The organism is Plantibacter cousiniae (nom. nud.), assembly GCF_977070315.1.
The window spans coordinates 106,158-132,449 of record NZ_CDRVEU010000003.1; the positions used below are offsets into that span (position 1 = coordinate 106,158).

A 26,292-nucleotide genomic window follows, 5' to 3' on the forward strand; every position below is an offset into this window, starting at 1 on the left:
GGAGGAGCCTCGCCAATGCCTGATATCGATTCGAACATTCGTCTACCGCTGAGTTTTGGCAATGCCGGGGCCCCCACCCTGACCCTCTTCCGCGCCTTGGCGCATGAACAGCCGCGTGAGCCTCTGGAACGGTTCGTTCAGCAACAATTTCGCAAGGCCCACAACGCCGACGTCAGGCAATTCATGCCGGAGCTTTTCGGGCTTCAGGACGGCAGCGGCGCGCTGTGTGCGGTTGCCGGCATTCGTCACGCCAGCGCCGGCACATTGTTTCTGGAGAACTATCTGGATGCGCCCATCGAACAACAGGTCAACGCTGCAGCAGGGCGACTGATCGAGCGCCAATGCATTGTCGAAGTCGGCAACCTGGCGGCCAGCAGTCTGGGCAGCGCCCGGCTGAGCATCATCACAGTGACCTGGTTGCTGGCGATGGGCGGTTTCGAATGGGTCGCCTTTACCGGCAATGCGGCGCTGGTCAACAGCTTCAATCGTCTGGGCCTCAATCCGGTCACGCTGTGCACTGCCGATCCGGCACGCCTGGGTGAAGAACGTCACACCTGGGGCTCGTATTACGACTCACGGCCCAGCGTGCATGTCGGCGACATCCGTGCCGGTTTTCTGCACCTGAGCAGCATGGGCATCTTCGAGCGCTTTGGACTGCCACAGACACTGGAGCCTGATTGCCATGTCGCATGAACGTGAAGCCTTTTGGCAAAGACTGCAGACGCTGGCCGATGAGCAGCCCCGGGCGATCGCCCTGCAAGGCGAAGACCGGACGCTGGATTACGCCGCACTGATCGAAGAGGTTACGCAGCGCCGCGAACAATTGCGCGTCGCCAATGCGCGGATCGTGGCGCTGCTGCTGGACAACAGCCCCGACGCCCTGCTCTGGGACCTGGCCGTGCTGTTCGAAGGCCTGAGCTGCGTGGCGCTGCCGCCGTTCTTCAGCGCCGCTCAACGACAACACTGCCTGGAACGAAGCCAGGCGGACACGGTGATTACCGGATCGATCTTCGCCCAAGAGCTGCAGGCCTCTGATTACAGGCAACACGGCGCACTCTGGCAACGCCGCGCTGCCGAGCAACCGTACATGCCGGCGGGCACCGCCAAACTGACCTTCACGTCGGGCACTACGGGCACCCCCAAGGGCGTGTGCCTGAGCGCCGACAGCATCCTCAGGGTAGCTCGAGGGCTTCATGAAGCCAGTCAGTCGGTACACCCCGTACATCATCTGAGCCTGTTGCCGCTGGCGATCCTGCTGGAAAACATTGGCTGCTACGCGGCCTTGTATGCCGGCGCACGCATCAGCCTGCCGAGCCAGCAGGACCTGGGTATCCAGGGTGCCAGTGGCGTCGATGCGTCGCGTCTGCTGATGTTTTTACAGCAGCGCCGCCCGGACAGCATGATTCTGGTTCCGCAATTGTTGTTGCTGCTGGTGACGGCCTGCGAAGCGAGCGCGTTCGATGCGTCGATGCTGAGCTTCGCCGCAGTCGGTGGCGCACGCGTCAGCCTGGAGCTGCTGTCGCGCGCTCAAGCGGCAGGCCTGCCGGTCTTCGAGGGCTATGGCCTGTCGGAGTGCGCCTCGGTCATCACCCTCAATCAACCGGACGCCCAGCGTGCCGGCAGCGTCGGTCGCCCACTGCCACACATCTGGCTACGCCTGGCCGCTGACGGCGAAGTGCTGGTGGCCGGCAGTCCGATGCTCGGTTATCTGGGCGACACGACACCCGCACCGGCCTGGTGGCCTACCGGCGATCTGGGTGAGCTCGATGCTGACGGCTACCTGTACCTGAAAGGCCGCAAGAAACATCAGTTCGTGACCAGCTTCGGACGCAACGTCAATCCGGAATGGATCGAAGCCGAACTGACCCAGAGCCACTGCATTGCCCAGGCGTTCGTGTATGGCGAGGCTCTGCCGTCCAACCACGCCCTGCTCTGGCCATCGCGCCCCGGCACCACTGACCTGCAGATCGACGAAGCCGTCAACCGGGCCAATCAGGCGCTGCCCGACTACGCCCGCGTCACGAGCTGGACCCGTCTCGACGAGCCTTTCAGCCCGGCAAACGGCTTGTCCACCGCGAATGGCCGGCCTCGCCGCGAGGCCATTCTTGAACGCTACCAAACCCTTTTCACGCCCTCCAACCTGACCCAAGGTGCCTTGTCATGAGCTTTTTTCAGACCCTGCAGGATGCGACCCAGGAACAACGCGAAACCCTGTTCAATCTGCCGATCATCCGCCAGGCAATGGCCGGCCAGGTCAGCCTGGAAAGTTACCGGGCGTTTCTGACTCAGGCCTACTACCACGTGCGCCATACCGTGCCGTTGATGATGGCTTGCGGCGCGAGGCTGCCGTCGCGCATGGAATGGCTGCGCGCGGCCGTCTGTGAGTACATCGAGGACGAATACGGGCATGAAAAGTGGGTACTCAACGACCTGCGTGCCTGCGGCGGTCAGGCTGACGCCGTGGAAAACGGCCAACCCGGCGCGCCTATCGAACTGATGGTCGCCTACCTTTACGACCTGATCGCACGTGGCAACCCGGTGGGCCTGTTCGGCATGGTCAATGTGCTGGAAGGCACCAGCATTGCCCTGGCTACGCACGCAGCAGACAGCATGCGCAAAGGGCTCGGCCTTGGGCCAGAAGCGTTCAGCTACCTGAGTTCTCACGGCAGCCTGGACATCGGCCACATGGAAACCTTCCGAAAACTGATGGACAAGGTCGATGATCCGGACGATCAACAGGCCGTGATTCATGCATCGCGCATGGTTTACCGCCTGTACACCGAGATGTTTCGCGAGTTGCCGGGCGCTGCGCTGACCGTGCACAAGGGGTCCGATCATGCGGCTGCCTGACGCGCACGTCGTTCTCACCGGTGCCAGCGGCGGCATCGGTCTGGCAATCGCCGAGGCACTGTGCAGCCAGGGCGCCAAGGTGCTGGCGGTGTCGCGGCACGTGCATCCGCTGCGTCAGTTGCTTGAGCTCTACCCGGCCAACCTGCACTGGGTCGAGGCGGACCTGTGCACGGCGCAAGGTCGTCAGCAAGTAGTCCGTGCGGTTGGCGCCGTGCCTGGCGTCAACCTGCTGATCAATGCGGCGGGCACCAACCATTTCGCGATGCTCGAGCAACTGTCAGCCAGCGACATCGATTCCATGCTGACCCTCAACGTGCATGCACCGATCCAGTTGACCAGCCTGATGCTGCCGGTGCTCAAGCAGGCCAGCGAAGCCATGGTGGTCAACGTCGGTTCTACCTACGGCTCCATCGGCCATGCCGGGTATGCCACCTACTGCGCCAGCAAGTTTGCGTTGCGAGGGTTTTCCGAAGCGCTGCGTCGCGAGCTGGCCGACACCCGGGTGGGCGTACTGTACGTCGCCCCGCGTGCCACCCGGACCAGCATGAACAGCGCCGCAGCACAGGCACTGAACGACGCGCTGAGTTCGGCAGTCGACGACCCGCAAGACGTTGCCCAAGCGGTGCTCCAAGCCATTGCAGGTAATCGCAGAGAGCTTTACCTGGGGTGGCCGGAGCGTTTTTTCGTCAGGCTCAACAGCCTGTTGCCGACCCTCGTGGACCGCGGCCTGCGCAAGCATCTCCCGTTGATCCGCCACCACAGTTCACCCATTGCGCAAGAGAAGCACATACCATGAAAAGAATCGCTTTCGTCGTCATGAGCCTGATCAGCCTGCCGCTCTGGGCACTCGATGCACCCGACCAGCAACGTCTGGCCGGTATCCAGAAAGAATGGGCGCATATTCAGTACGGCCTGCCCGAGAAGCAGCGTGTCGACGCATTCGAGAAGCTGGCCACGCAAACCACGGCCTTCACTCAGGATCGTCCCGACGCAGCAGAAGCGTGGATCTGGTCGGGTATCGTCACCAGCAGTTGGGCCGGGGCACAAGGCGGCCTTGGCGCGCTGGGCAAAGCCAAACAGGCAAAGGCCGACCTGGAAAAGGCCATGACCCTCGACGCCAATGCCTTGCAGGGCTCGGCCTACACCAGCCTGGCAGCGCTGTATGACAAAGTCCCCGGCTGGCCGATAGGCTTCGGCGACTCGGCCAAGGCCGGGCAATTGCTGGAGCAGGCGTTGAAAATCAACCCGAACGGCATAGATACGCTATTTTTCTCGGCGCAACATCAGTTCGATCAAGGCAACTATGCTCAAGCACAGCAAGCCCTGAACAAGGCGTTGCAGGCCCCCCCCCGTCCGGGCCGTGAAGAGGCCGACGCCGGGCGCAGGAAAGACATTCAGTCGCTGCTCGCCAGCGTGAACAAGAAGCTCAACTGACGGAGAGACCATGCGTCTGCTGCTTATCGAAGACGACGTTGCACTGGGCGAAGGCATTCAGCAGGCACTCAGCCGGGAAGGCTACACGGTTGACTGGATAAAGGACGGCAGCAGCGCCCTGCATGCCCTGCTCAGCGAGAGCTTCGATCTGGCCATTCTCGACGTCGGCCTGCCGACGCTGAGTGGTTTTGAAGTGTTGCGTCGACTGCGTCACAGCGGCTCGACGCTGCCGGTCATGATCCTGACCGCACGCGACGCCACCGAAGACCGGATTATCGGCCTGGACAGTGGCGCTGACGATTATCTGGTCAAACCCTTCGATGTGTCCGAGCTGAAAGCCCGCTTGCGGGCCCTGCTACGCCGGAGTGCCGGACGCGCCAAGGTGCTGATCGAACACAACGGCATCCGTCTGGACCCCAGCACGCAACAGGTCAGCTATCACGATGCTGCAGTTGCGCTGACGCCCAAGGAATACCAACTGCTGTATGAATTGCTCTCGCCACCAGGCAGGGTCATGACCCGCGAACGGCTCATGCAACTGCTCTACGGCTGGAACGAAGAAGCCGAAAGCAACACCCTTGAAGTGCACATTCATCATCTGCGCAAAAAGTTTTCCAGCACCCTGATCCGTACCATTCGAGGCGTGGGTTACCTGGTGGAGGAGCGTTCTTGAAGTCGATACGCCGCCGCACACTGACACTGATCATCGGCCTGCTGCTGAGTGGTCTTCTGGTCCTGACGCTCTTCAACGTGCATGACAGCAATCACGAAATCGCAGAAATCTACGATGCCCAGCTGGCGCAGAACGCAAGACTGCTGGAAGGCGTGATGCGCATGCCCATGGAGCGCAAGGAGCACGCGCAGCTCTATCAGGCCTTCAATCAGGCGCTCGCCCAGGCCGAACCGCGTGTGGACGGCCATCCTTACGAGGGCAAGATCGCCTTTCAGGTCTGGGACAAGGACAACAATTCGCTGGTACACACCGCCAGCGCACCGACCTTCACTCATCCGCCACAGAGCACCGGGTTCAGTGATTTCAATGACATGACCGGCCATCAATGGCGAGCCTTCGTGCTCAGGGACCAACAGCACGGGCTGCTGGTCTGGGTCGGTGAGCGCGATGACGTGCGCTCGGATCTGGTCAACCGCATTGTGCGTCACACGGTCTTGCCGAACCTGATCGGCAGTCTGGTGCTGATGATCGCCATCTGGCTGGCGATCCGCTGGGGGCTGAGGCCACTGGCCGATTTCGCCAATACCCTGCGTGGCCGTAACGCCGGCTCTCTGCACCCTCTGCAACTCAACGCCCTGCCCGCTGAACTGGAGCCCATGCAGGCCGCCCTGAACCGCCTGCTGGGGCAGATTCAGGACCTGCTCAAACGCGAGCGACGCTTCATTGCCGATGCGGCCCACGAAATGCGCACGCCTCTGGCGGTCCTGCGGGTGCACGCGCAAAACGTCCTGGAAGCGCACAACGAAGAGCAGCGGCAACAGTCGCTGGGCTACCTGATCATCGGCGTGGACCGTACGACGCGGCTGGTCAACCAGTTACTGACCATTGCGCGCCTGGAGCCCGGCCCTTCGCCAGCGGGCAAGGTAGCGGTGGATCTGGTCAGCGCCGTGCGCGACAGTCTGGTGCAGCTGACGCCGTGGGTGCTGAGCAAGCATCTGGAGCTGTCCTTTGAATGCACTGAAGCCAGCCGCGAAGTCATGGTCGACTTCCCCGCGCTGGACATTGCCTTGCACAACCTGATCACCAATGCCGTCAACTTCTCACCCGAAGGTGGCCAGGTCACGGTGGGGCTGACGTTCAGTGAGCATTGCTTCCGGCTCAACGTCGACGATCAGGGCCCCGGTATCGATGAGCAGGAGCGCGAGCGCTTGTTCGAGCCGTTCTACAGCCGTGGCAACGATCAAGGCGTGGGTCTGGGACTGGCCATCGTGCAGAAAGTCGCGCTATTGATGGGTGGCAACGTGAGCCTCGACAATCGTCCGCAGGGTGGGCTCAGGGCCAGTCTGCAGGCGCCGCTGCGCTGAGCATTGAGCAACGCGCCGAGGGACGGCCATCGAGCGCAGTCACGACACCGGCAGCAGTACATCGACCACCAGACCGCCGCCCGGCCGATTGCGTGCGGCGATCTGCCCGCCGTGCATTTCGATAGCCCGCAGGGCGATGGCCAGGCCCAGACCAAAGCCCTGCGCGGCATTCTCCGGACCGCGCTCGAAGGGCTGGAAAATCCGTTGCAGACACGCCTCGTCCACACCTGGCCCCTGATCGATGACATTGACCATCAGGCACAGCGGCTGGGCCTGAACGTTGGCGACCACCACCACATCCGTGCCGACCGCCGTGTGGCGAACGGCATTGCGGATCACGTTTTCGAAGGCCCGATAAAGTAATTCGCTGTCGACCTGTGCGACGAAAGATCCGGGAGCCTGCAGCCTGACCCGACACTGCTTCAGTCCGGCCTCGAATTCGGCATCTTCGACGATGGCTGCCAGCAGGCTGATGACATCGACCTGGTCGCGGGTCAGGCTTTCGACATCGCTCTGCATGCGCGCCAGGGTCAGCAATTCTTCGATCAGCGAGTCCATGCGCTCCGATTCGCGCTCGATGCGTTCGAGCATGTCCAGTTGGGTCGGCTCCTGGCGCAACAGGCCGATGGCGGCGCTCATACGCGTCAGCGGCGAACGCAGCTCATGGGAAATGTCATGCAGCAGTTGTTGCTGGGAGTCGGCCATGACCTTGAGCTGATTGGCCATGCGGTCGCAATCCTCGGCAAGGTCGACGATTTCATCGCGCCGCCGGCCCATGTCGGGTTTCACCCGTGTGTCGAAACGGCCTCTGGCGACCTTGCCCATCGCCTCACGCAATTTAATCAGCGGTGCCACCAGATAGCTGCTGAGAAACCAGCTGAACAGCGCGCTCATGACCGTGCCGGTGATCAGCGGATTGAGGTGAGAGGGTTGATCGTCATGGTTGGGACGCTGGGTAGAGCGGATATGCACGAGTGCACCTTCGCGTGTGCGCACGGCGAGTTCGAAGCGAGGGTTTTCCAGCGAATCGCCCGCCAGCAGCATCCCCTGGCTGTCGTACAGACCGACCTTGCTGTGACCCTCCGGCTGCCAGGCATCGAGCAACGCCTGCCCTGCGGCAATGCCCGAGCGCTGCAAAATGCGCACTTCGTTGTCGAGCACCGTGCTGAACGAAGGATCGCCACGCCCCGACTGGGTGAACATGAACAGGCCGGCACCGACCATGAAGGTCAGGCTGGTCGCCAGCCAGAACGCCAGAAACAGCTTCCAGAACAACCGGCTCGGTCTCATGGCGTGATCAACATATAGCCCAGATTGCGCACGCTCTGTATCCAGCTCTGGTTATCGTTGCGCGGGCCGAGCTTGTGGCGAATGCTGCTGATGTGCACGTCGATACTGCGATCGTAGCGGGCCAGCGGCCTTCCCAGCGCGTTCATCGACAGGTTCTGTTTGCTGACCAGTTGCCCGGCATGCCGCGCCAGCTCTTCGAGCAGGCAGAACTCGTTGCCGGTCAGTTCAAGCGTCACGCCCTGCCAGCGCGCTTCACGCTTGCCTGGCCAGAGCATCAGCTCTCCGGCCTGAATCACCTCCCTGACCGTCTCGATCACCGGCACCGCACGCCCCCGGCGCATGATCGCCCGCAGACGCGCCACCAGCTCACCCGGCGAGCTGGGCTTGGGCACGTAATCGTCGGCGCCCAGTTCCAGACCGGAAATACGGTCGATATTGTCGCCGCGTGCGGTCAGCAGAATCACCGGCACCTGGCTTTGCGCACGGATCCGCCGCAGCACCTCAATGCCGGAGATGCGCGGCATCATGATGTCCAGCACGACGATGTCGTGACGCCCGGACAAGGCTTCAACCTCGCCCTCTTCAGCGCTGTTGGTGCAGGTCACGTCGAAGCTTTCACGGGTCAGGTACTGGCTGAGCATTTCCGTCAGTTCCCGATCATCGTCGACAAGCAATACGGAAGTCATGGCAGGCCCTTGATTGGTGGTTGCCGATTATCCCGGCGCTGCTGCGGCGTGTCAGCCGGGCTCGTTGATCTTTACCTAACCTTACACGGCGTTAACCGTCCCCAACATGCCCTCCCCCTATGCTGCGCAGCCAACAGCGCCCGCCGGACCGGCCCTTTCTGGCGTGTCATCGGCAGCGCTCAAATGCCTTTGTCGCAGCTTTCTGGAAAGGGTTTGATGATTTCTTCGCGTCTGCTTCTATCGTTCTGCCTGTTATTCAGCGTCCCGCTGGTACACGCCGATACTTTTGCCATCTCGGACATCCGCGTCAACGGCCTGCAACGCGTATCTGCCGGCAGCGTATTCGCTGCGCTGCCGCTCAATGTCGGCGATCAGGCCGATGAGCAGCGTCTGGCCGACGCGTCGCGCTCACTGTTCAAGACCGGTTTCTTTCAAGACATCAACGTTGCACGCGATGGCAATGTGCTGGTGATCAATGTAGTCGAACGCCCTTCTATCGCCAGTATCGAGATTGTCGGCAACAAGGTCATCAGTACCGACGACCTGATGAAGGGGCTCAAGCAGTCGGGGCTCAGTGAGGGCGAGATATTCCAGCGCGCCACGCTTGAAGGCGTGCGCAATGAACTGCAACGGCAGTATGTCTCCCAGGGCCGCTACAGTGCCTCGGTCGATACTCAGGCGCTGCCTGCACCACGCAACCGCATTGCCCTGAAAATCACCATCGACGAAGGGACGGTGGCGTCGATCCAGCACATTAACGTGGTCGGCAACACCGTGTTCTCCGATGAACAACTGGCTGATCAGTTTCAGCTCAAGACCAGCAACTGGCTGTCGTTTTTCAAGAACGATGACAAGTACGCCCGCGAAAAACTTTCCGGCGACCTGGAAAGACTGCGCTCCTGGTACCTGGACCGCGGCTACATCAACATGGATATCAACTCGACGCAGGTATCGCTGACACCTGACAAGAAAGGCGTGTTCATTACCGTCAACATCACCGAAGGCGACCGGTACACCGTGGGCAGCGTCAAACTGGGCGGCGACCTGAAAGTGCCGAAGGACCAGCTCGAACAACTGATTCTGGTCAAACCGGGCCAGGTGTTTTCACGCAAGGTCATGACTGACACCACCAACCTGATCACCCGTCGTCTGGGCAACGATGGCTACACATTCGCCAACGTCAATGGCGTGCCGAAAGCCAACGAGGCCAATCACACCGTCGATATCAGTTTCGTGGTCGACCCCGGCAAGCGCGCCTACGCCAACCGCATCAACTTTCGCGGCAACACCAAGACCGCCGATGAGGTGCTGCGCCGTGAAATGCGTCAGATGGAAGGCGGCTGGGCCTCGACCTACCTGATCGACCAGTCGAAGGTGCGCCTGGAGCGTCTCGGTTTCTTCAAGGAAGTGAACGTCGAAACGCCAGCGGTCCCCGGCACCGACGATCAAGTGGACATCAACTACGCCGTCGAAGAACAGGCCTCGGGCAACATCACCGCCAGCGTGGGCTTTTCGCAAAGCGCCGGGCTGATACTGGGTGGCTCCATCTCGCAGAACAACATCCTCGGCACCGGCAACTTCGCCAGCCTTGGCATGACCCGCTCCGAGTATCAGACCAAGTACAACTTCGCGTTCACCAACCCGTACTTCACGCCTGACGGGGTGAGCCTGGGCTACAACGTTTTCTACAACGCGACCGACTACAGCAAGTACTACGACGATGACGACGAGGTCTCCTACTATTCGCTCAACAGCGTGGGCGCCGGGGTCAACCTCGGCTATCCGATCAGCGAAACATCGCGCCTGACCTACGGGCTGTCGATCCAGCGTGACACCCTCGACGCCGGCAGCTACAGCGCTGACGAGATCTACGACTTCATCGAGCGCGAAGGTGATGCGTTCACCAACCTCAAGGCCAGCGTCGGCTGGTCGGAATCGACCCTCAACAAAGGCGTACTGGCCACCCGCGGTCACTCGCAAAGCCTGACCCTGACCAGCACCGTGCCGGGCAGTGACCTGCAGTTCTACAAACTCGACTACAACGGCCAGACCTTCCTGCCGCTCAGCGACACCACCTCGCTGCGCCTGCATACCAAACTCGGCTACGGCAACGGTTACGGCGACACCGACGGCCTGCCGTTCTACGAAAACTATACGGCGGGCGGCCAGGCCACCGTGCGTGGCTTCAAGGACGGCACGCTGGGGCCACGCAATACCCCCGCCACCGGCACCTACGCCAGTCAGGGGCAGATCTACTATTCCGACCGCGACACCGAAGCCCTGGGCGGCAACATCCTGATCACCGGCGGCATGGAATACCTGTTCCCGATGCCCTTCGTCAAAGACCAGAAATCCCTGCGCACCTCGCTGTTCTGGGACTTCGGCACGGTTTACGCGGACAAGTGCTACCTGACCACCACGCAGAACTGCGGCAACATCAATATCGACCAGATGGCCAGTTCGGTCGGCGTCGGCGTGACCTGGTACTCGCCGCTCGGCCCCCTGAGCTTCGACCTCGCCGTGCCGATCAAAAAGCCCGAAGACGCCGAGACACAAGTGTTCCAGTTCTCGCTGGGCCAGACCTTTTGAGGCGGACCTTTTACAGCATGAACAAGGCGGTCTTTACCCAGCATTACCTGGCCCGGACCGCGCTTTACATCCCGTCGTTGAATACTGCCTGCACTACTCATCAGGTCAGGAGTCGTTACATGAGCCGCGAAGTCAGACAGATCACCCCCGATGTGCAGGAAATCATCCAGCACGCCTTGCGCTCACTGCTGGGCAAAGGCTTCGTCATCGCGCTGTTCGGCAGCGAGGATGCAACCGGGGCCATGCACTACCACCTGCGTATCGACCACGACGCCACGGGGCTTGGCATCGAGCATCACGACAACGTCGAAGACGGTTTCATCGACGATATCTTCATGCTCGCCACCCGCATGAAAGCCATGCTCAAGCACCGCGAAACCCTGTCTCGCATGCACGGCGGCAGCCAGGCGACGGGGCAGGTCCGGCTGCTGACCTGGATCACCGAGGACAACAGCCAGACAGTCATGCAAACCGCCGAGGCTGCGGGGCGCGAGTGTTTGAGTGCGTTACGCGAACGCAGGTTGCGTGCTTGAATCATGAGCGCCGCACGGCTCAATCAATGGCCGAAGCGATCAGTTCTCGTAACCACATATGAGCCGGATCACGGTGCAAACGCTCAGGCCACAGCATGAGCATTTCAAACCCGGGAATCGAAAGCGGCGGTTCCTGAACCACGAGCGTCAGCTGGGCGCGCACCAGCCGTTCGGGCACCACTGCAACCAGGTCGCTGCTGGTCAGTGCAGACACCAGCGAGCCGAAATGCGGCGCCGACAACACGACCCGTCTGCTTAACCCCTGCGCCGCCAGGGCCTGATCGGTGCTTCCGGCGAACCCGCCGCCGTTGGGAGACATGACCGCATGCTCCAGCTCACAGAAACGTGTCAGCGATACGGGCTGCGCAAAATCCGGATGATCATGCCGGGCAGCAAGCACATAACGTTCATGGATCAACGACCGCTGACGCAGCTTGGGCGGCGCCTCATCGCGGGTGTGCAACGCCAGATCCAGTCGACCGCTTTCGAGATCCGCGGCAAGGCTGACCGGGTGCTTGTTCAACAGGGCCAGGCGCGTACCCGGAGCACTGCTACGCAACCTGCCGAGCGACGGCCATATCAACGCGATGGTCGCGTAGTCGCTGGCGGCCACGCGCCAGGTGTGATCGGCCTTTGCCGGATCGAAATCCCGGCCGGGCAGCAAAGCGGACTCCAGCGCTGCAAGCGCCTGCCTGAGCGGTTCGCGCAGTTGTTCAGCCCGCGCAGTCGGGGTCATGCCCCGCGGTCCCGGCAGCAGCAATGGATCATCCAGTACCTGCCTCAGCCTGCCCAATTGCAGGCTGACCGTCGGCTGAGTCAGGTTCAGCCGATGCGCCGCGCGGGTCACGTTCTGCTCCGAGAGCAATGCATCCAGCGTGATCAGCAAATTGAGGTCGATACGCCGCAAGGTATTGTTCATGCACATACCCAGTGTTTGGGAGATTGATTTCCAGCATACCCGATCGAGTCTGTAGGGTTGCCTCATGACAGACAAACCGGAGCCCCTCATGAACGTACTTATTGTCTACGCCCACCCCGAACCGCGCTCGCTGAATGGGTCGTTGAAAGACTTCGCAGTCGATCATCTGCAGAGCAAAGGCCATCAGGTGCAGGTGTCCGACCTTTACCAGATGGGCTGGAAGGCGACAATCGACGCCAACGATGCACCCGGTCTTGAGAGCAGCAGCCGCTTTGACCCTGCCTTTGAGTCGCAACGCGTATTTGCCGCCGGTATTCAACCGCCGGACATCAAGGCCGAACAGGCCAGATTGCTCTGGGCAGACGCCGTCATATTTCAGTTTCCGCTCTGGTGGTTTTCGATGCCGGCGATCATGAAAGGCTGGATAGAGCGGGTGTACGCCTGTGGCTTCGCCTACGGCGTGGGCGAGCACAGCGACCATCACTGGGGTGATCGATACGGTGAGGGAACGCTGGCAGGCAAGCGCGCCATGCTGACGGTGACCATGGGCGGCTGGGAGTCCCACTACAGCGAGCGTGGCGTAAACGGAGCGCTGAACGACGTGCTCTTTCCTATCCAGCACGGCATCCTGTTCTATCCAGGCTTCGAGGTGCTCGCGCCCTTCCCCGTGTACCGGGCAGGCAAAGTGGACAGCGCAACATTTGCCCGCATTTGCGCCGATTACGGCAACCGCCTGGATACCCTGTTCACCCTTGAGCCCTTGCCGTTTCGCAGGCAGAACGACGGTGACTACGAGATCCCGGCACTGACATTGCGTCCTCATCTTGCAGTGGGTCGGCAGGGGCTGGACATTCACCTTCGTGATGAGGATGAGCCTGCAGATCTTTAGGCAGATTTGAAACCACCAGTGACCGATAACGAAAAGGCCCTGATCGTGCAGGGCCTTTTCATACGTATTGTCTTCCGGCGGATTACTTCAGGTTGTTCTTGAAAAACTCGCCCAGCTCGTCGAACGGGATGAGATCGACCCGATCATACAGATCCACATGCCCGGCCTCTGGCACGATGATCAATTGCTTGGGCTGGCCGGCCAGTTTGTACGCTTCCTCGCTGAACTCCAGCGAGTGCGCCTTTGAACCGGCGATGAACAACATCGGGCGTGGCGAGATGGTCGCGATGTCGTTGAACGGATAGAAGTTCATGAACTTGATGTTACTGGTCAGCGTCGGGTGAGTGGTCAGTTCGGGGGACTGGCCTTCAGGCGTGAACTCGCCCCGTGGCGTGCGATAAAAATCATAGAACTCGCGTTCGATCGGGCCGGATGCGTCAGTCAGTTTGTGTACGGTGCCGCTGGTATACGCGGTGTCGCCGCCGTTGTATTCCACGTCACGTTGCAGTGCCGCCTGCTCGATGATCTTCTTGCGCTGCGCCAGCGTCTGCGAATGTTTCAGGCCGTTGCGATTGGCGGCGCCCATATCATACATGCTCACCGTGGCGATGGCTTTCATGCGCGGATCGATCTTCGCGGCACTGATGACAAAGCTGCCGCTGCCGCAAATCCCCAGCACGCCGATTCGTTTTTTGTCCACGAAGGTCTGCGTGCTCAGGAAGTCCACTGCGGCGCTGAAGTCTTCGGCGTAGATATCCGGTGAAACGGCGTTACGCGGCAGGCCTTCGCTCTCGCCCCAGAACGACAGGTCCAGCGACAAGGTGACAAACCCCTGCTCGGCCAGTTTCTGCGCGTACAGATTGGCGCTTTGCTCCTTCACCGCCCCCATCGGATGGCCGACGATGATGGCCGGAGCTTTAACGTTCGGGTTCGAGCCTTTGGGTATAAACAGGTTGCCCGCGACTTTCATCTTGTACTGGTTGTTGAACAGCACTTTTTGCGCAACGACCTTGTCGCTTGTGTAGAAATTATCGGCACCGTGAAACATGTCTGCTCCTGTCGCAGCATATGAGCTGATTAAAAGCCCAAGCATCAAAAGAATCTTTTTCATGGCGTGTTACCTCGTTGAGAAATTGACCCGCGTTTATCTGCCCGGCCCTGACCGGTGTTGCTTTCCTGCAGAGACGCGTTGTCTCGCGCCGTCCAGGCCAGCGCGGCCGAACACGCCAGTAACACGCCACCGAATGCGAACGGGCTCCACCAACCGAGGCTGTCGAACAGCGCGCCACCGATGCCGGCACCGGCGGTGATCGCCAATTGAATGGTCGCCACCATCAGGCCGCCGCCTGCCTCGGCATCGTCGGGTAGCGTGCGGCTCAACCACAGGCCCCAGGCGACCGGTGCAGGTGTGGCAATCAGCCCCCAGACGGCAAGCACAATGGCGACGGACTGAGGTGAATGGCCCAGGCCGGTCAGCGCCACGGCCAGCACCGCCATCAGCAACGGAATGGCGATCAGGCAGGCATACAGGCCTGTGTGCAGCAGCCTGCCGATCAGGTAGGTGCCGACCAGCCCGCTGGATCCCAACACCAAAAGCATCAGGGACAACGCGTTGACGCTGACCCCGGTGATCTCTTCTAGAAACGGACGCAGGTAGGTGAAGACGGCGAACTGGCCCATGAACAGCAACAGGATCGCGCTCATGCCGACGGCCACTTGCGGGTGGCGCAGCAGGCGGAACGGATTGCGTGCCCGGTTGTTCGGCTGACTGCGCATGGCCGGCAGGCTCAGCCACTGCCAGGCAAACGCCAGCGCCGCGAGCGGGATAACCAGGAAAAACGCCCCGCGCCAACCGATGTACTGGCCCATGAAGCTGCCCAATGGCGCGGCGACCGTCGCCGCCAGCGCATTGCCGCCGTTGATCAGTGCCAGGCCCTTGGCGACCGATTGCTTCGGCACCAGCTTCATCACGGTGGCGGTCGACATCGACCAGAAACCGCCAATGGCAATCCCGAGCAATGCACGGCCTGTCATGAACAACCAGCCGTTGGAGGCCAGCGTGACGATCACGCCAGACACCAGCAGCAACAGGCTGAAGCCCAGCAGGACAGGCTTGCGATCCAGATGCCCGGTCAGCGGCGTGTTCAGCAGACTGGTCAGCACGGCAAAAAAGCCGGAGATCGAAATCGCCTGCCCTGCCTGCCCTTGGCTGATGCCGAGGTCCTGCGCGATGGGTGTCAGCAGGCTGACCGGCATGAACTCCGACGCAATCAGCACCACCACACACAGCGCCATCGAAAACACGGCGCCCCAGGCTGGCGGATGAGTGGTTATTTCGGACTGCTTCAGGGTTGAATCAAATGCTTGCATGCGTCCTGACCTGGCGACGTTAAAAATGAGTCGGCACAGGTTAGGGCAAAGGTATTAGGATGATTAGACACCACTATTTATACGCGCTTGTGAGAAGGATTCAGTAATGAGCACACCCAAACTCAATGACCTGCAAGCCTTCCTGCAGGTGGCACGCGATCAGAGCTTTACCAAGGCCGCGACCAGACTGGGCGTTACGCCTTCAGCCCTGAGCCACACCATGAGGGGCCTTGAAGAGCGCATGGGCCTGCGCCTGCTGGCGAGAACCACCCGCAACGTGGCCCCGACCGAGGCTGGCGAACGGCTGATGCGCTCGATCGGGCCGCTGCTGGATCAGATTGCCGCAGAAGTCGAAGTGCTGGGCGAACTGCGCGACAAACCCGCCGGCACCATTCGCATTACCTGCTCTGATGACGCCGCAGAAGGCATCATCCGCCCGATGCTTGCAGGGTTTCTGGCGCAGTACCCGGATATTCAGATCGAGATCTGCATCGACTACGGCTTCACCAATATTGTCAGCGAACGTTTCGATGCGGGCATCCGTCTGGGGGAGTCCATCAGCAAGGACATGATTGCCGTGCGCCTGGGGCCTGACTGGCGCTTGTCAGTGGTCGGCTCGCCGGCCTACTTCGAGCGACATCCCGTCCCGCTGCAGCCTCAGGACCTGACTCAACACACCTGCATCAACATCCGCCACTCGCCAAACGGCAGTTGCTACGCCTGGGAGTTCGAGAAGGACAGCCGCAAGCTCAACCTTCGAGTCAACGGGCAATTCACGTCGAACAGCATGATTCATGTGCTCAACGCCGCACTGGACGGCGTGGGCCTGGCCTACGTGCCGGACTCCATGGCCGAGCCGCACATCGCCAGCGGCCGCCTGAAAGAAGTGCTGGTCGACTGGAGCCCGTATTTCGAAGGTTTTCACTTGTACTACCCGAACCGGCGACAGGCGTCGCCGGCATTCAGCGCGTTTGTCGAGGCGGTGAGGTATCGGGGCTAGCACCCCGCCGCCTGATTACTGCGCGGCTTTCAACGCATCCGCGACCTTGTTCAGCGAACCTTGAGCAGGCTCGGCAAGCAGTTTCAGCTCGGTGGTTTTGCCACGCACCACCACTTGCATGGCGGTGGGCGCCCCCTTTGCGTCACCCACGATCCGGTAAGCGGTGTCGCCGCGCACGAAGCTCAATACGTGACTGGCAGCGTCGTACTTCAGTTGCTCACCTTCAGCCTGGGGAAACAGCAGCCCGACCTGATTCTTGCTATCCACGGCCGCGTAGAAGACCGGGCTTGCGTCCCCTGAACGGAACAACACAATGCGCTTGCCGGACGGCGCGAGCCTGAACGACAGAAGAATCTCACGCTGCTGGTCTTCCTCCCAGACGATGCTGGTGGTGTGCGTCATCTTGCCATTCTGATTGCGACTGACTGTTTCAGTCGGCAGTCCCGACCCACCGGTATGGTCAAGGACCGTCTGCGTTTCCAGAACCGGCTCTCCATTACGGATGCTGTAGGTAGACGTCTGGTGCCAGCAGCAACCGTCCTTGGTCATGGTCTCGATCTTGCGGGCTTTCTCATTCACGCTGAACAGGCCGCAGTTGTTTTGCGCCAGTTGGGTAAACGAATCGCTGTGCCGGAAACCATCGGCCGTGCCGAGAAAGACCTGATACGAGGGGCCGTGATAGCAGCTGTTCTGCCCGTCCATCAAGGCCAGGTCCTTGATGCCGTCGAAGTTGAAATCCTGATAGATCAGTACGCTTTGTTCGCCATAGGGCAACTCGTGCACGTTGGTTTTGACCTTGCCGGTTTTCGGGTCAGTGCCAAGCACCAGCTCATCGGACTGCACGCGGATCAAAGCCGCACCGCTGGCCTTGTCGTACACGTTGATGACGCCGGGACGAAACACATCGTCCTTGGCTGAAATATCCAGCGTCGCACGGTATTTATCGGAAAAGTCCTGCAGGGCGTAGTTCTCCCGGGGCGAGCCCGCGAACCCTGCAGCGTCCATTTCACCGTAGGTCGGTAACGCGCCGGCGGCACTGACCAATGTCGACGAGGCCAGGCCGACCAGTACCCACAAGGCCTGCAACCCGAGACGTGACGCACAGCGTTGAACGATGGATAGGTGCAAGACGCAACTCCTTTGATAATGAGCGACGAGTCTACTTCAGCGATCGATACAATTTGAAATCATTGCCCAACGTACACTTCGTGCTCACGGGCCGCCCTGTCCGACCCGGTAAATGTTCTAATCACGCCCCCTCTTCGCTCAACGGGCCCGATGCTTTTATGGATATTCACTCGCTTTGGCTCAAGACCCAGGAAATCTGGGACATGCTCGATCAGCACCCGTGGGTACGCACCGGGCTGGCGCTGATCCTGTTGCTGACCGCCGCACTGGTGCTTGGCCGCGTGGCGCGTTTTCTGGTGCTGTACGCCGTCAGGATGCTCGGCCGTCAGCCGTCCCTGCACTGGGTCAACGACTTCCGCCACAACAAGGTCTTTCACCGACTGGCGCAGATGGTGCCGTCACTGGTCATTCAGTTCGGCCTCACGCTGGTCCCGGGCCTGAGCACTGCGGGCCGGAACGTGATCGGCAACATCGCCATGGCGTTCACCATCCTGTTCATGACATTAGCCATCGGCACCCTGCTCAACGCCCTGCTGGACATCTACGCGCGCACCGAACACGCCCGCACGCGCTCCATCAAGGGTTACGTGCAACTGTCGAAGATGATCCTCTACGTCTTCGCCGGGATCATCATCGTCGCCACCCTGATCGACCGTTCGCCCCTGCTACTGCTGTCCGGCCTCGGCGCCATGTCGGCGGTCATCCTGTTGGTCTACAAGGACACCCTGCTCTCCTTCGTCGCCAGTGTGCAGCTGACCAGCAACGACATGCTGCGCGTCGGCGACTGGATCGAAATGCCGCAGGTCGGCGCAGATGGCGACGTGGTGGACATCACCCTGCACACCGTCAAGGTGCAGAACTTCGATAAAACCATCGTCTCCATCCCGACCTGGCGCCTGATGTCAGAGTCGTTCCGCAACTGGCGCGGTATGCAGCAATCAGGCGGACGGCGCATCAAGCGCAGCCTGTTCATCGACGCCAGCGGCGTGCGCTTCGTGCGCGACGATGAAGAACAGCAACTGATGCAAATCCACCTGCTCACCGACTACATCGGCCGCAAACAGGCCGAATTGCTGGCCTGGAACCAGGCACAAGGCAACGTCGCACAAATGTCCGCCAACCGCCGGCGCATGACCAACATCGGCACCTTCCGCGCCTACGCCCTGGCGTACCTGAAAAGCCACGTCGACATCAACCCGAACATGACTTGCATGGTTCGCCAGCTCGAACCCACCTCACAAGGCATCCCGCTGGAAATCTACTGCTTCACCCGCACGACGGTGTGGGTGGATTACGAGCGGATACAGGGGGATATTTTCGATTATCTGATTACGGTGATGCCGGAGTTCGGGTTGAGTTTGTATCAGCAGCCTAGTGGAGCGGATATGCGGGTGGGGTTGCGGGGGGAATCGGTCAGGCTAGTGTCCACGCAGATTGTAGAGCCTGTAGTGGTCAACTGATTCCGAACACGACGTTAAGGTTTTTTTCGTACTGAGCGGGCACCAGCCCATTATTGAACTGGTGTGGCTGAATCCAGTTGTAACGATGCATCAGATAATAACTTATAGCCCGCTGAGCCTCTTGGACCGTCATGTAGCCTACGGTCGGTATCCACTCAGTTTCCAAGTGCGGAATACACGTTTCATCGGCGAGTTGTCGTAGCAATTATCTCGGCGACTCATGCTCTGGCGTATGCGGTATCGCTAAAGCCGCTGGCGAAACTGTCGGCCTCCATATTGGGCACCCTCGTGGAGTGAAACAGCAGGCTCTGAGGCTCGCCGCGTTGCTCAGAGGCCATGCCCAGCGCCTTGATCAACAAGTCCGTATTCGGTTTATTTGAAAACGCCCATCCACCACCCGATGCGCATAAAGATCCACAACCACCGTCAGGTAATGCCATTTTCTTTACGCCCAGATGTAGGTGATATCGCCGCACCAGACCTGATTGGGCGCGGGGACATCGAACTCTCGATTCAAAATAGTCGGGATGTCAGGCCGCTCCACTGTTGCTTTTTTATAAACATGAGAACCCGGTTGTTTGCTGATTAACCCCAGTTCCCGCATCAGGCCACGCACCTTTAACCGACCGATTTACTCGCCATCGTCCTGCAATATAGACACGATACTACGGCTGCCAGCAGCGTTTCGACTTTGCCCGAACAGCTCGTTGACTCGGCCGAGTAAACGAACCCGCTCGGCGTCTGGAGTTCGACGCCGCAGGCAATGATTGTAGTTGCACGAGCGGGGTGTCTCGAACACTTCGCACAGCAATTCGTTTGGCTCATGGGCACTGAGCTGATCAATCAGCGCATGCGCTCGTGTTCTTCCGATATCAAGAGCGCACTAGCCTTTTTTAAAATGGATTTCTCCCGCTCAAGACGGGCGATCCGGGCCTCGATCTCCTGGATTTTCTGCTGCTCGGGCGTCAGGGCTTTGCTCTGAGGCGTTACGCCATTGCGCTCCTGCTGAACCTGGCTCACCCAGCGACGCAGAGCAGACTCGACCACCCCAAGCGAACGGGAGGCTTCGATGTGGCTATATTCTTGATCGAGCACGAGGCCTGCGGCCTCGCGTTTGAATTCAGCAGAGACGGTAAGGCGTTGTTTGGTCATCAGACACCTCTAACTGGTGATATTTTCGCCTAAATGAGTGTCCGGAATCATTAGGCTACTACAATGAACCATGGCCACGTGTTGCCGACCAAGAGAGATCAGCCGACTACTTTGTCGTTTTGAGTTACGTTCGGAGGCAATGAGCTCGACTCGATCGGACGCGAGGTTCTCCTGTCTTGAGCGCGCGCTCTAAGTTAAATATGCACTGGACCCATGAGTAGGATGGCGCTTAGCTATCTCACGCTGGTAAAATTATCCCGAACTGCAACCTAGCTGTATATAAACACAGCATTGTGAATTTTACCGGCCAGGATGGCGAAATTAGCTCCGCACTGGCCGATCTTGTTTATCCAAGATTGGATTGGAGTAGCTGTGAACGCGAAGCTAGACTTTGACGCGACGAAGCTCTACGAAGCCCTGAAGTACCAAATCCACGTAGCGATTGACTACTGCCACACGCTGGATAAGGACGATGTTCTCTGGATCGAGGTATTCGGCGACGTCACCATCGAAGGCCGAGATCAGATCGAAGTAAAGGAATACAGCGATAGCCTGACCGACAGCCATGAGAACTTCTGGAATACCCTCAATAACTGGTTAAAGCCAGAATTCGACCATTCGCAGTACGCCAACCTTATTCTGCTGACCACCCAGGCTTACGGGGAGCGAACGGCTATAAAGGGCTGGCCTCAGTGGAGCGGTGATCAGCGCCTGGCCGCATTGGAAGCCATCCTCAAGGAGGCTGAGACTCGCTTCGAAAAAGCGAAATCGGACAAAAAAACCACCGGTGAAGACAGCGAACAAGGTGAGGCTGGAGGAAAAACCTCTGGCCCCTCAAAAGCGTTGACGCTACAGCGCAAGGTGATGGCAAAAGAGATGCGCCAGTCATTGATCGATGCGCTTCCCAAAGTCAAGATCATTACCGAACAGCCAGACTTGGTCGGATTGATTGCCAGGTACAAAAAAGCCTACCTGAAAAGCATCCATGAGCATCGCACGGACGACTTCCTGAACGATCTTTTCGGATTCATGACGAGTGCAGTCAAGGTTACTGAAGGCTGGCGATTCACCACGGCGGAGTTCAACAGAAAATTTACTGAGCTAACCGCCCGCTACATGATTGGCTCGGTGAGGTTCCCCCGGGTCAACACTGACTTGATAGAGCGAGAAGCGGCGAAACTCGATGTGCGTGAGCGTCTCTATGCTCAGAAGCTGGATGAGATCGGAGGGGAGGAGGATGTAATTCTTGAAGCGACTGCCGATCTGCTGCATGCCCAGCAATACATTGTAGAACTCATAAAGGACTGCACCACCTCCCAGGAAGACGTGGACGGTTACAGCAAGAATCACATGCGCACCCACAGTGCCCACAGATCTGAAGTCATGAGCGACTGCGCCCAGACCTCGCCCCGTTCCAAGCTTCGGCAGGTATCCTTGAAGTTTTATCATTCCCGGTGTCGTTTGGACGTTGTGAGATTTCGCAACTTTGAAGACACGCCCATTGAGTTTCGCAACGGGATCTATCACATGCTCGCGGACGCGGTGTGTACCAGCCCAGCGAAGGAGTTTCACTGGAGGCTCTGGAAATGAGCGCAAAACCTGTCGAGCATCTTTTCACGCTCCAGCGATCTCCGATCGCACTGGCATCGACGAGGCACATTGTATTTCTGACTGGGGACATGATTTCCGACCCGATTACCGACGCATAGTCAACATACTGCGTTTCCTACCTCCCAACACGCCACTATTGGGTACGACTGCGACGGCAAACAAGCGAGTAGTGAACGATATCCGCGCCCAGTTTGGTGACATCAGCATCGTCCGAGGCTCCCTGACACGTGAAAGCTTGTCGTTGCAAAACCTGATCATGCCGGATCAAGCTAGCCGTCTGGCCTGGCTCGCCCAAACCATCCCAACCTTAACTGGAACGGGCATCATTTATGCACTCACGCAACGCGACAGTGAGCAAGTCGCGCGCTGGCTCCGTGCTAATGGAATCAATGCTGCTTCCTATCACAGCGACGTAACCGACCCCGCCTTTGCCAATAACGATCAATATCGCCAATACCTAGAAGACCAACTGCTTGCCAACAATCTCAAGGTGCTGGTGGCGACCACCGCTCTGGGTATGGGCTATGACAAGCCCGATCTGGGCTTCGTTATTCACTACCAGGCGCCCAGTTCAATTGTTGCGTACTACCAACAGGTAGGCCGGGCAGGACGGGCGATCGATCATTCTCTAGGCTTGCTGATGTCAGGCGAGGAAGACGCACAGATTCATAAGTTTTTCAGACGCGCAGCTTTTCCACCCCCTAAACAAGTCAACCATCTACTCCGCGTCTTGGCTCAGTCCAACGGACTGACGGTTCGTGAGTTGGAGGAGCACAGCAACCTTTCCCATGGGCAGATAGAAAAAATCCTCAAGCTTCTGAGCGTCGAAAGCCCAGCACCGCTCATAAAACACGAAAGCATGTGGCTGCGGACTCCAGTTCACTATGAGTTGGATGAGAACCGAATCAGCAGACTAACCGGGTTGCGGGAGCATGAATGGCAACAGGTTCAGGCATACTTGAATGAACCTGGCTGTCTGATGGCGTTCCTATGCGGGGTAGTCCAGCAGCGTTCAACAACTTCGACGTCGCTGGGGACGGTTTTCTACAGCGCCAGGGCACGACGCTGATCGCGTTTGCCTGGCAGGGGGACGTTGCCCCGGGTGACAACCGCATGATGGTGCAATTGCCGACGGCCATCCCCGCGACCAATTATGGTGACGTTTCGCGCCCCGAGCTCCGCTACACCGGTGCCGTCAACAGCCTGCAAGTGCTTGATTTTGGACCTGGTTTTCGTCCCGAAGACAGCTCTGGCATTCTCACAAACGAGCCGCCGAAATCGGGGGTTGGTAGTTACGGCCTCCTGGTGCCTCAAGTGGATGCAGACGGAATTGATGTGGGTGGCGTTCGGGATGTGTATCTGGGTGCTCCCATCGGGACTTACACGGGTTGGAACACCTTCAGGCCCGAGTTTTTTGATGGCGGCTTTTGTAACTTCCAAGGCAGCTTCCTCCCGTTTGCCGCGACGAAGAAAGAGCGAATCGTGGCCGGAGACCCTCGCCTTTCCCTGGAGGAACGCTACCCCACGAAAGAGGCTTATGTGTCTGCAGTGAGTAAAGCTGCAGACTCGCTGGTTGAGGCGCGGATGCTGCTTCCTGCAGACCGTGAGCGGCTTGTGAAGGAGGCGCAGGAGAAAGGTGTGCGTGTAGGGCCTTGAGCAGGGGTGATTGGTTGTAATGGGCTATTGATTCCGGACACGACGTTAAGTCTTTTTCCGTACTGAGCGGATGTTCGCGATTCGAGCCCAAGCCATAGGAACGATGGTGTCCGATCAATTCAATCGGGCATCATCGCGCTATCGTAGAGCGTTATCATTGAGCTACCAGCAGGTTCGATGTTCGCTTCTGGCTAGAATGTGCATGAGTTCACCGACTGCAATCGGCCAGAAGCTGCAGATAGGAAGGCAATCTTGAAAAGTATTTAAACTGACTTGGCGGTCTTCCAAGCGCCAACATACGGAAATAGATTAGTGCAAATCCATATTATCTACACCCGAACAGCCATGTCGCTCTCCAAGCATCCTTACCAATCATGGAGAGAAATTCAAAATCAGTACCCTGACTACATGACTTCTCTCGGCCCTTGGGAAGAGGATACTGTCATCGAATACCTTGTAGATGAATACCCAGAGCTCTCTCCGCATCCGCAAGAGCAAGTCAATGCGTTTATAGCGGATACTCAAGAGACAAAAGTGCTTACTTTTGCCGCATAAATAGTCTTAGCGAACATCTCGGAAAGTCTCCGTCGACGTCCGCCTCAAGTCGATTGCCGTCCCTCACGACGGACAGCACTCGACCAAAAGCTGCCCGTGATGATCGGTAGCTTTCTACGAAAAATGCCCGGTCGAATCAAATCACTTTTTAACCGGTGTATCCCAGCATTCGGGATTAAGCGAGCATACGTTGTATTGCCGATCCATCAACGCCATGCGGTTGAGATGGGCATCAGTGGCGGCGTTCAGTGATTGCTCACTGGTGACCATGTAACGCGCGGCTCTATCGCTCATGCGTGCACTCCATTGGCGCCGAATCTTTTCATCCAAGGCTTTTGGTGAGGTGGCCATGGTTTGAAGGGTACCGTCGTCTACTCGGCTCAAGTCGTCGCGGTAGGTTTCGATGTACTGGGTTCGTGCGGCGTCGTGCTGGTGATTTAGGTCGTACTGGAGCGCTTCCAAGTTTTGCTTGTAGAGGGTCCAGTAACCATCAGGCAGCACGCCACCGTCTTTCTTTCGTAGCGCGGCAATACGCCCATCGTTGTCGGTATTGGCGCTGAGTAATGGCTTGAGCGACGAGATGATAACGGGGTCATTGCTGATAATCTGGTTCATCAACACAGTACGTGAACTAGTCTCAGGCAGACTCTGGCCCAGGGGCTCCACGTGGATTGGCTCCGCTGTTTTCAGGGAAACGGGTTGGCTTGCACAACCTGTAACCAACAAGGCCAAAAAGAGGATCGACGAGAGAGGATGACGTAAAAACATAAGCTACCCATGAGCATGGTTGGTTAGGGAACCGAGCATAACACCCGTCAACCGATAGCGTCATTTTGACATCACCTCAACCCTGTCAACCTTCCTGTTACCTGAGTGCAAGCCCGACTGCACTTATACTGCCTGCCGCCGCAAGGTCAGGATGTCAGCTCTCGGCCGATACTGTTGAAAAAATCGGTTTTCTCAAACTGCCAGCATATTGATCGGTGAAAGCGCCTTTTTGTACGCTGCCACGTGAAATCTGAATCCGAATACCTCTGCGCAGACTCTAGATTTTAAGCCCAGGCGCGTACTTTTCTGCTGTGAAAACCACTCCCGACTTTTTCAATAGAATCGACCAAAAGTGGACATTTGTCAGAGATTCCAGAAATCGTCAAGGTGGCGAGCTTCTTATTGGATAAGACCTATGCCTATCGTCAGCGCAACACGATATGCTTACCTGAAGGAGGTTTTGACTCGTCTGCCCACGCAGCGGGCAAGTGACGTTACCAACTTGTTACCACATCGTTGGGCACCCGTTTAATCAAAAACTACTCAAGGAGAAAGCTGTGGACTTACGGATAGAGATAAATGAGACGCCTCAAGAGGCGGATTACCAAGCGATTTTGACACCGTTGCGCGAATACAACCAAGCACAAACGGGGCTCACCGGAACTGAAAAACTTGCGATCTTAATCAAGGATGACGCGGGGGCTACGCAAGGTGGGCTATACGCAAAAATTTCTGGGCAGTGGTTATTTGTTGAGTTGCTGGTAGTACCTGAAGTTGCCCGAGGGCAAGGGTTGGGCGCAAAGTTGATGGACAAGGCGGAAGCTCTGGCGCGTGAGAAAGGCTGTCAAGGTATCTGGCTGGACACGTTCTCTTTTCAAGCTCCGGACTTTTACCTCCGGCACGGCTTCAGCATATTTGGAGAACTTAAAGATTACCCGGTCGTTGGATACCACCGGTTTTTTATGCAGAAAAGATTTGATATCAACAAGCATAACGCCATTAATACTCAGCTTTGAGGCAATAACAGCAAAAAACTAAGCAAGGTGTGTTACCCGGACACTTACCCTACAACATCGGTGGGCGCGAGGCGCTGGACATGCGTTTCATCGCTAAAAACAATAAGGATTTCACTATAAAAACTGCAGGCAGTGCCTGGAAGAAAGAAGATGGGCCCTTTGGTCTTGTCTATAACGTGTGTGAAAAAACATCAGCTGAAAACTGCAAGTTCACTGTCGTTCAGTAACACGAAATAACCCTGTCGCTCTTTAGCGATCCTGCAATGGTTCGCTGAAGAGTCACTCACGTCAAATCATGCAAATCCTTGCCCAGTGCAGGCATGACCTCGAAATGAGAGAACACCACGTC

25 protein-coding genes and 3 pseudogenes are annotated in these 26,292 nt (G+C 58.5%); 20 read left to right on the plus strand and 8 right to left on the minus strand.

Annotation, left to right across the window (positions count from 1 at the left end):
- The first annotated feature begins 15 nt into the window (after nt 1-15).
- From ACW55A_RS07290 to ACW55A_RS07320, 7 genes are read left to right on the plus strand one after another with little or no spacing between them, the layout of a single operon-like run.
- Nucleotides 16-693 carry a thermostable hemolysin gene (locus ACW55A_RS07290; protein WP_044309767.1) on the plus strand — a complete coding sequence of 226 codons (678 nt, stop codon included), beginning with the start codon at nt 16-18 and terminating at the stop codon, nt 691-693.
- Nucleotides 683-2,164: an AMP-binding protein gene (locus tag ACW55A_RS07295; RefSeq protein ID WP_455809622.1), complete on the plus strand. Its 1,482-nt coding sequence runs from the start codon at nt 683-685 to the stop codon at nt 2,162-2,164. The genes ACW55A_RS07290 and ACW55A_RS07295 overlap by 11 nt, the downstream gene beginning before the upstream one ends.
- The gene (locus ACW55A_RS07300; protein ID WP_024663476.1) at nt 2,161-2,850 is read left to right on the plus strand and encodes an iron-containing redox enzyme family protein; all 690 of its coding nucleotides are present in this window, start codon (nt 2,161-2,163) and stop codon (nt 2,848-2,850) included. Before ACW55A_RS07295 ends, ACW55A_RS07300 begins: the two co-directional genes overlap by 4 nt.
- Nucleotides 2,837-3,646, plus strand: a complete 810-nt coding sequence (locus ACW55A_RS07305; RefSeq protein WP_003412774.1) for an SDR family oxidoreductase — start codon at nt 2,837-2,839, stop codon at nt 3,644-3,646. The genes ACW55A_RS07300 and ACW55A_RS07305 overlap by 14 nt, the downstream gene beginning before the upstream one ends.
- Complete coding sequence (locus ACW55A_RS07310) at nt 3,643-4,284, plus strand: tetratricopeptide repeat protein (protein ID WP_003431073.1); 642 nt, start codon at nt 3,643-3,645, stop codon at nt 4,282-4,284. Before ACW55A_RS07305 ends, ACW55A_RS07310 begins: the two co-directional genes overlap by 4 nt.
- Before the next feature lie 10 nt (nt 4,285-4,294).
- Nucleotides 4,295-4,957, plus strand: coding sequence for a response regulator (locus ACW55A_RS07315; protein WP_003393295.1), 663 nt, complete (start codon nt 4,295-4,297; stop codon nt 4,955-4,957).
- The gene (locus ACW55A_RS07320) at nt 4,954-6,321 is read left to right on the plus strand and encodes an ATP-binding protein (protein WP_058397185.1); all 1,368 of its coding nucleotides are present in this window, start codon (nt 4,954-4,956) and stop codon (nt 6,319-6,321) included. The genes ACW55A_RS07315 and ACW55A_RS07320 overlap by 4 nt, the downstream gene beginning before the upstream one ends.
- A gap of 39 nt (nt 6,322-6,360) precedes the next feature.
- On the opposite strand, the gene ACW55A_RS07325 is transcribed toward ACW55A_RS07320, so the two are convergent.
- Both ACW55A_RS07325 and ACW55A_RS07330 read right to left on the minus strand, forming a co-directional pair.
- Nucleotides 6,361-7,611, minus strand: a complete 1,251-nt coding sequence (locus tag ACW55A_RS07325) for a HAMP domain-containing sensor histidine kinase (RefSeq protein WP_003431078.1) — start codon at nt 7,609-7,611, stop codon at nt 6,361-6,363.
- Entirely contained in the window at nt 7,608-8,297 is a 690-nt protein-coding gene (locus tag ACW55A_RS07330; RefSeq protein WP_498810943.1) for a response regulator, read from the minus strand. The genes ACW55A_RS07325 and ACW55A_RS07330 overlap by 4 nt, the downstream gene beginning before the upstream one ends.
- A gap of 216 nt (nt 8,298-8,513) precedes the next feature.
- Here ACW55A_RS07330 and bamA point away from each other — a divergent pair, with 216 nt between their 5' ends.
- Complete coding sequence (bamA, locus tag ACW55A_RS07335; RefSeq protein ID WP_060708117.1) at nt 8,514-10,886, plus strand: outer membrane protein assembly factor BamA; 2,373 nt, start codon at nt 8,514-8,516, stop codon at nt 10,884-10,886.
- A 17-nt stretch (nt 10,887-10,903) separates the two neighbouring features.
- Nucleotides 10,904-11,419, plus strand: coding sequence for a hypothetical protein (locus ACW55A_RS07340; RefSeq protein WP_498810942.1), 516 nt, complete (start codon nt 10,904-10,906; stop codon nt 11,417-11,419).
- Between the two features lie 19 nt (nt 11,420-11,438).
- Here the strand turns inward: ACW55A_RS07340 and ACW55A_RS07345 are convergent, their stop codons facing one another.
- Nucleotides 11,439-12,338, minus strand: a complete 900-nt coding sequence (locus ACW55A_RS07345) for a LysR family transcriptional regulator (protein WP_122266571.1) — start codon at nt 12,336-12,338, stop codon at nt 11,439-11,441.
- 88 nt (nt 12,339-12,426) lie between these two features.
- Between ACW55A_RS07345 and ACW55A_RS07350 the strand changes: the two genes are divergently transcribed.
- Complete coding sequence (locus ACW55A_RS07350; protein ID WP_455809625.1) at nt 12,427-13,227, plus strand: NAD(P)H-dependent oxidoreductase; 801 nt, start codon at nt 12,427-12,429, stop codon at nt 13,225-13,227.
- Nucleotides 13,228-13,309: 82 nt separating this feature from the next.
- On the opposite strand, the gene ACW55A_RS07355 is transcribed toward ACW55A_RS07350, so the two are convergent.
- Both ACW55A_RS07355 and ACW55A_RS07360 read right to left on the minus strand, forming a co-directional pair.
- Nucleotides 13,310-14,275 carry an alpha/beta hydrolase gene (locus ACW55A_RS07355; RefSeq protein ID WP_499140262.1) on the minus strand — a complete coding sequence of 322 codons (966 nt, stop codon included), beginning with the start codon at nt 14,273-14,275 and terminating at the stop codon, nt 13,310-13,312.
- Nucleotides 14,276-14,334: 59 nt separating this feature from the next.
- Nucleotides 14,335-15,597, minus strand: coding sequence for an MFS transporter (locus tag ACW55A_RS07360; RefSeq protein ID WP_455809627.1), 1,263 nt, complete (start codon nt 15,595-15,597; stop codon nt 14,335-14,337).
- Nucleotides 15,598-15,703: 106 nt separating this feature from the next.
- On the opposite strand from ACW55A_RS07360, the gene ACW55A_RS07365 reads away from it, so the two are divergent.
- Complete coding sequence (locus tag ACW55A_RS07365; protein WP_003363413.1) at nt 15,704-16,597, plus strand: LysR family transcriptional regulator; 894 nt, start codon at nt 15,704-15,706, stop codon at nt 16,595-16,597.
- Nucleotides 16,598-16,612: 15 nt separating this feature from the next.
- Here the strand turns inward: ACW55A_RS07365 and ACW55A_RS07370 are convergent, their stop codons facing one another.
- Complete coding sequence (locus ACW55A_RS07370) at nt 16,613-17,725, minus strand: XAC2610-related protein (RefSeq protein ID WP_455809628.1); 1,113 nt, start codon at nt 17,723-17,725, stop codon at nt 16,613-16,615.
- Nucleotides 17,726-17,883: 158 nt separating this feature from the next.
- Here ACW55A_RS07370 and ACW55A_RS07375 point away from each other — a divergent pair, with 158 nt between their 5' ends.
- Nucleotides 17,884-19,185, plus strand: a complete 1,302-nt coding sequence (locus ACW55A_RS07375; RefSeq protein ID WP_498810940.1) for a mechanosensitive ion channel family protein — start codon at nt 17,884-17,886, stop codon at nt 19,183-19,185.
- Here the strand turns inward: ACW55A_RS07375 and ACW55A_RS07380 are convergent.
- Nucleotides 19,178-20,337, minus strand: a pseudogene (locus ACW55A_RS07380) (IS3 family transposase). The gene ACW55A_RS07375 and the pseudogene ACW55A_RS07380 sit on opposite strands and share 8 nt — an antisense overlap.
- Nucleotides 20,338-20,709: 372 nt before the next feature.
- On the opposite strand from ACW55A_RS07380, the gene ACW55A_RS07385 reads away from it, so the two are divergent.
- The 5 genes and pseudogenes from ACW55A_RS07385 (at nt 20,710) to ACW55A_RS07405 (ending at nt 24,159) form a co-directional block, all read left to right on the plus strand.
- On the plus strand, nt 20,710-21,927 hold the full coding sequence (locus ACW55A_RS07385; RefSeq protein ID WP_463589460.1) for a hypothetical protein: 1,218 nt from the start codon (nt 20,710-20,712) through the stop codon (nt 21,925-21,927).
- Nucleotides 21,839-22,114, plus strand: a pseudogene (locus ACW55A_RS07390) (DEAD/DEAH box helicase); the annotation flags it as partial. The gene ACW55A_RS07385 and the pseudogene ACW55A_RS07390, both read left to right, overlap by 89 nt.
- A gap of 3 nt (nt 22,115-22,117) precedes the next feature.
- Complete coding sequence (locus tag ACW55A_RS07395; RefSeq protein WP_498810966.1) at nt 22,118-23,017, plus strand: helicase-related protein; 900 nt, start codon at nt 22,118-22,120, stop codon at nt 23,015-23,017.
- Between the two features lie 44 nt (nt 23,018-23,061).
- Nucleotides 23,062-23,604: an alpha/beta hydrolase domain-containing protein gene (locus ACW55A_RS07400; protein ID WP_498810939.1), complete on the plus strand. Its 543-nt coding sequence runs from the start codon at nt 23,062-23,064 to the stop codon at nt 23,602-23,604.
- Between the two features lie 312 nt (nt 23,605-23,916).
- A complete protein-coding gene (locus tag ACW55A_RS07405) occupies nt 23,917-24,159 on the plus strand; it encodes a hypothetical protein (RefSeq protein WP_004416547.1) in 243 nt (80 codons plus the stop codon).
- A gap of 141 nt (nt 24,160-24,300) precedes the next feature.
- Here ACW55A_RS07405 and ACW55A_RS07410 read toward each other — a convergent pair whose 3' ends face one another.
- A complete protein-coding gene (locus ACW55A_RS07410; RefSeq protein WP_463577968.1) occupies nt 24,301-24,774 on the minus strand; it encodes a hypothetical protein in 474 nt (157 codons plus the stop codon).
- 592 nt (nt 24,775-25,366) lie between these two features.
- Between ACW55A_RS07410 and ACW55A_RS07415 the strand changes: the two are divergent.
- The 3 genes and pseudogenes from ACW55A_RS07415 to ACW55A_RS07425 all read left to right on the plus strand — a co-directional run.
- Nucleotides 25,367-25,459, plus strand: a pseudogene (locus ACW55A_RS07415) (transposase domain-containing protein); the annotation flags it as partial.
- Entirely contained in the window at nt 25,416-25,943 is a 528-nt protein-coding gene (locus ACW55A_RS07420) for a GNAT family N-acetyltransferase (RefSeq protein ID WP_498810938.1), read from the plus strand. The pseudogene ACW55A_RS07415 and the gene ACW55A_RS07420, both read left to right, overlap by 44 nt.
- Nucleotides 25,944-25,972: 29 nt before the next feature.
- Nucleotides 25,973-26,170 (plus strand): DUF3757 domain-containing protein, encoded by a 198-nt coding sequence (locus ACW55A_RS07425; RefSeq protein ID WP_498810937.1) that lies wholly within the window; start codon nt 25,973-25,975, stop codon nt 26,168-26,170.
- Nucleotides 26,171-26,292: the final 122 nt, after the last annotated feature.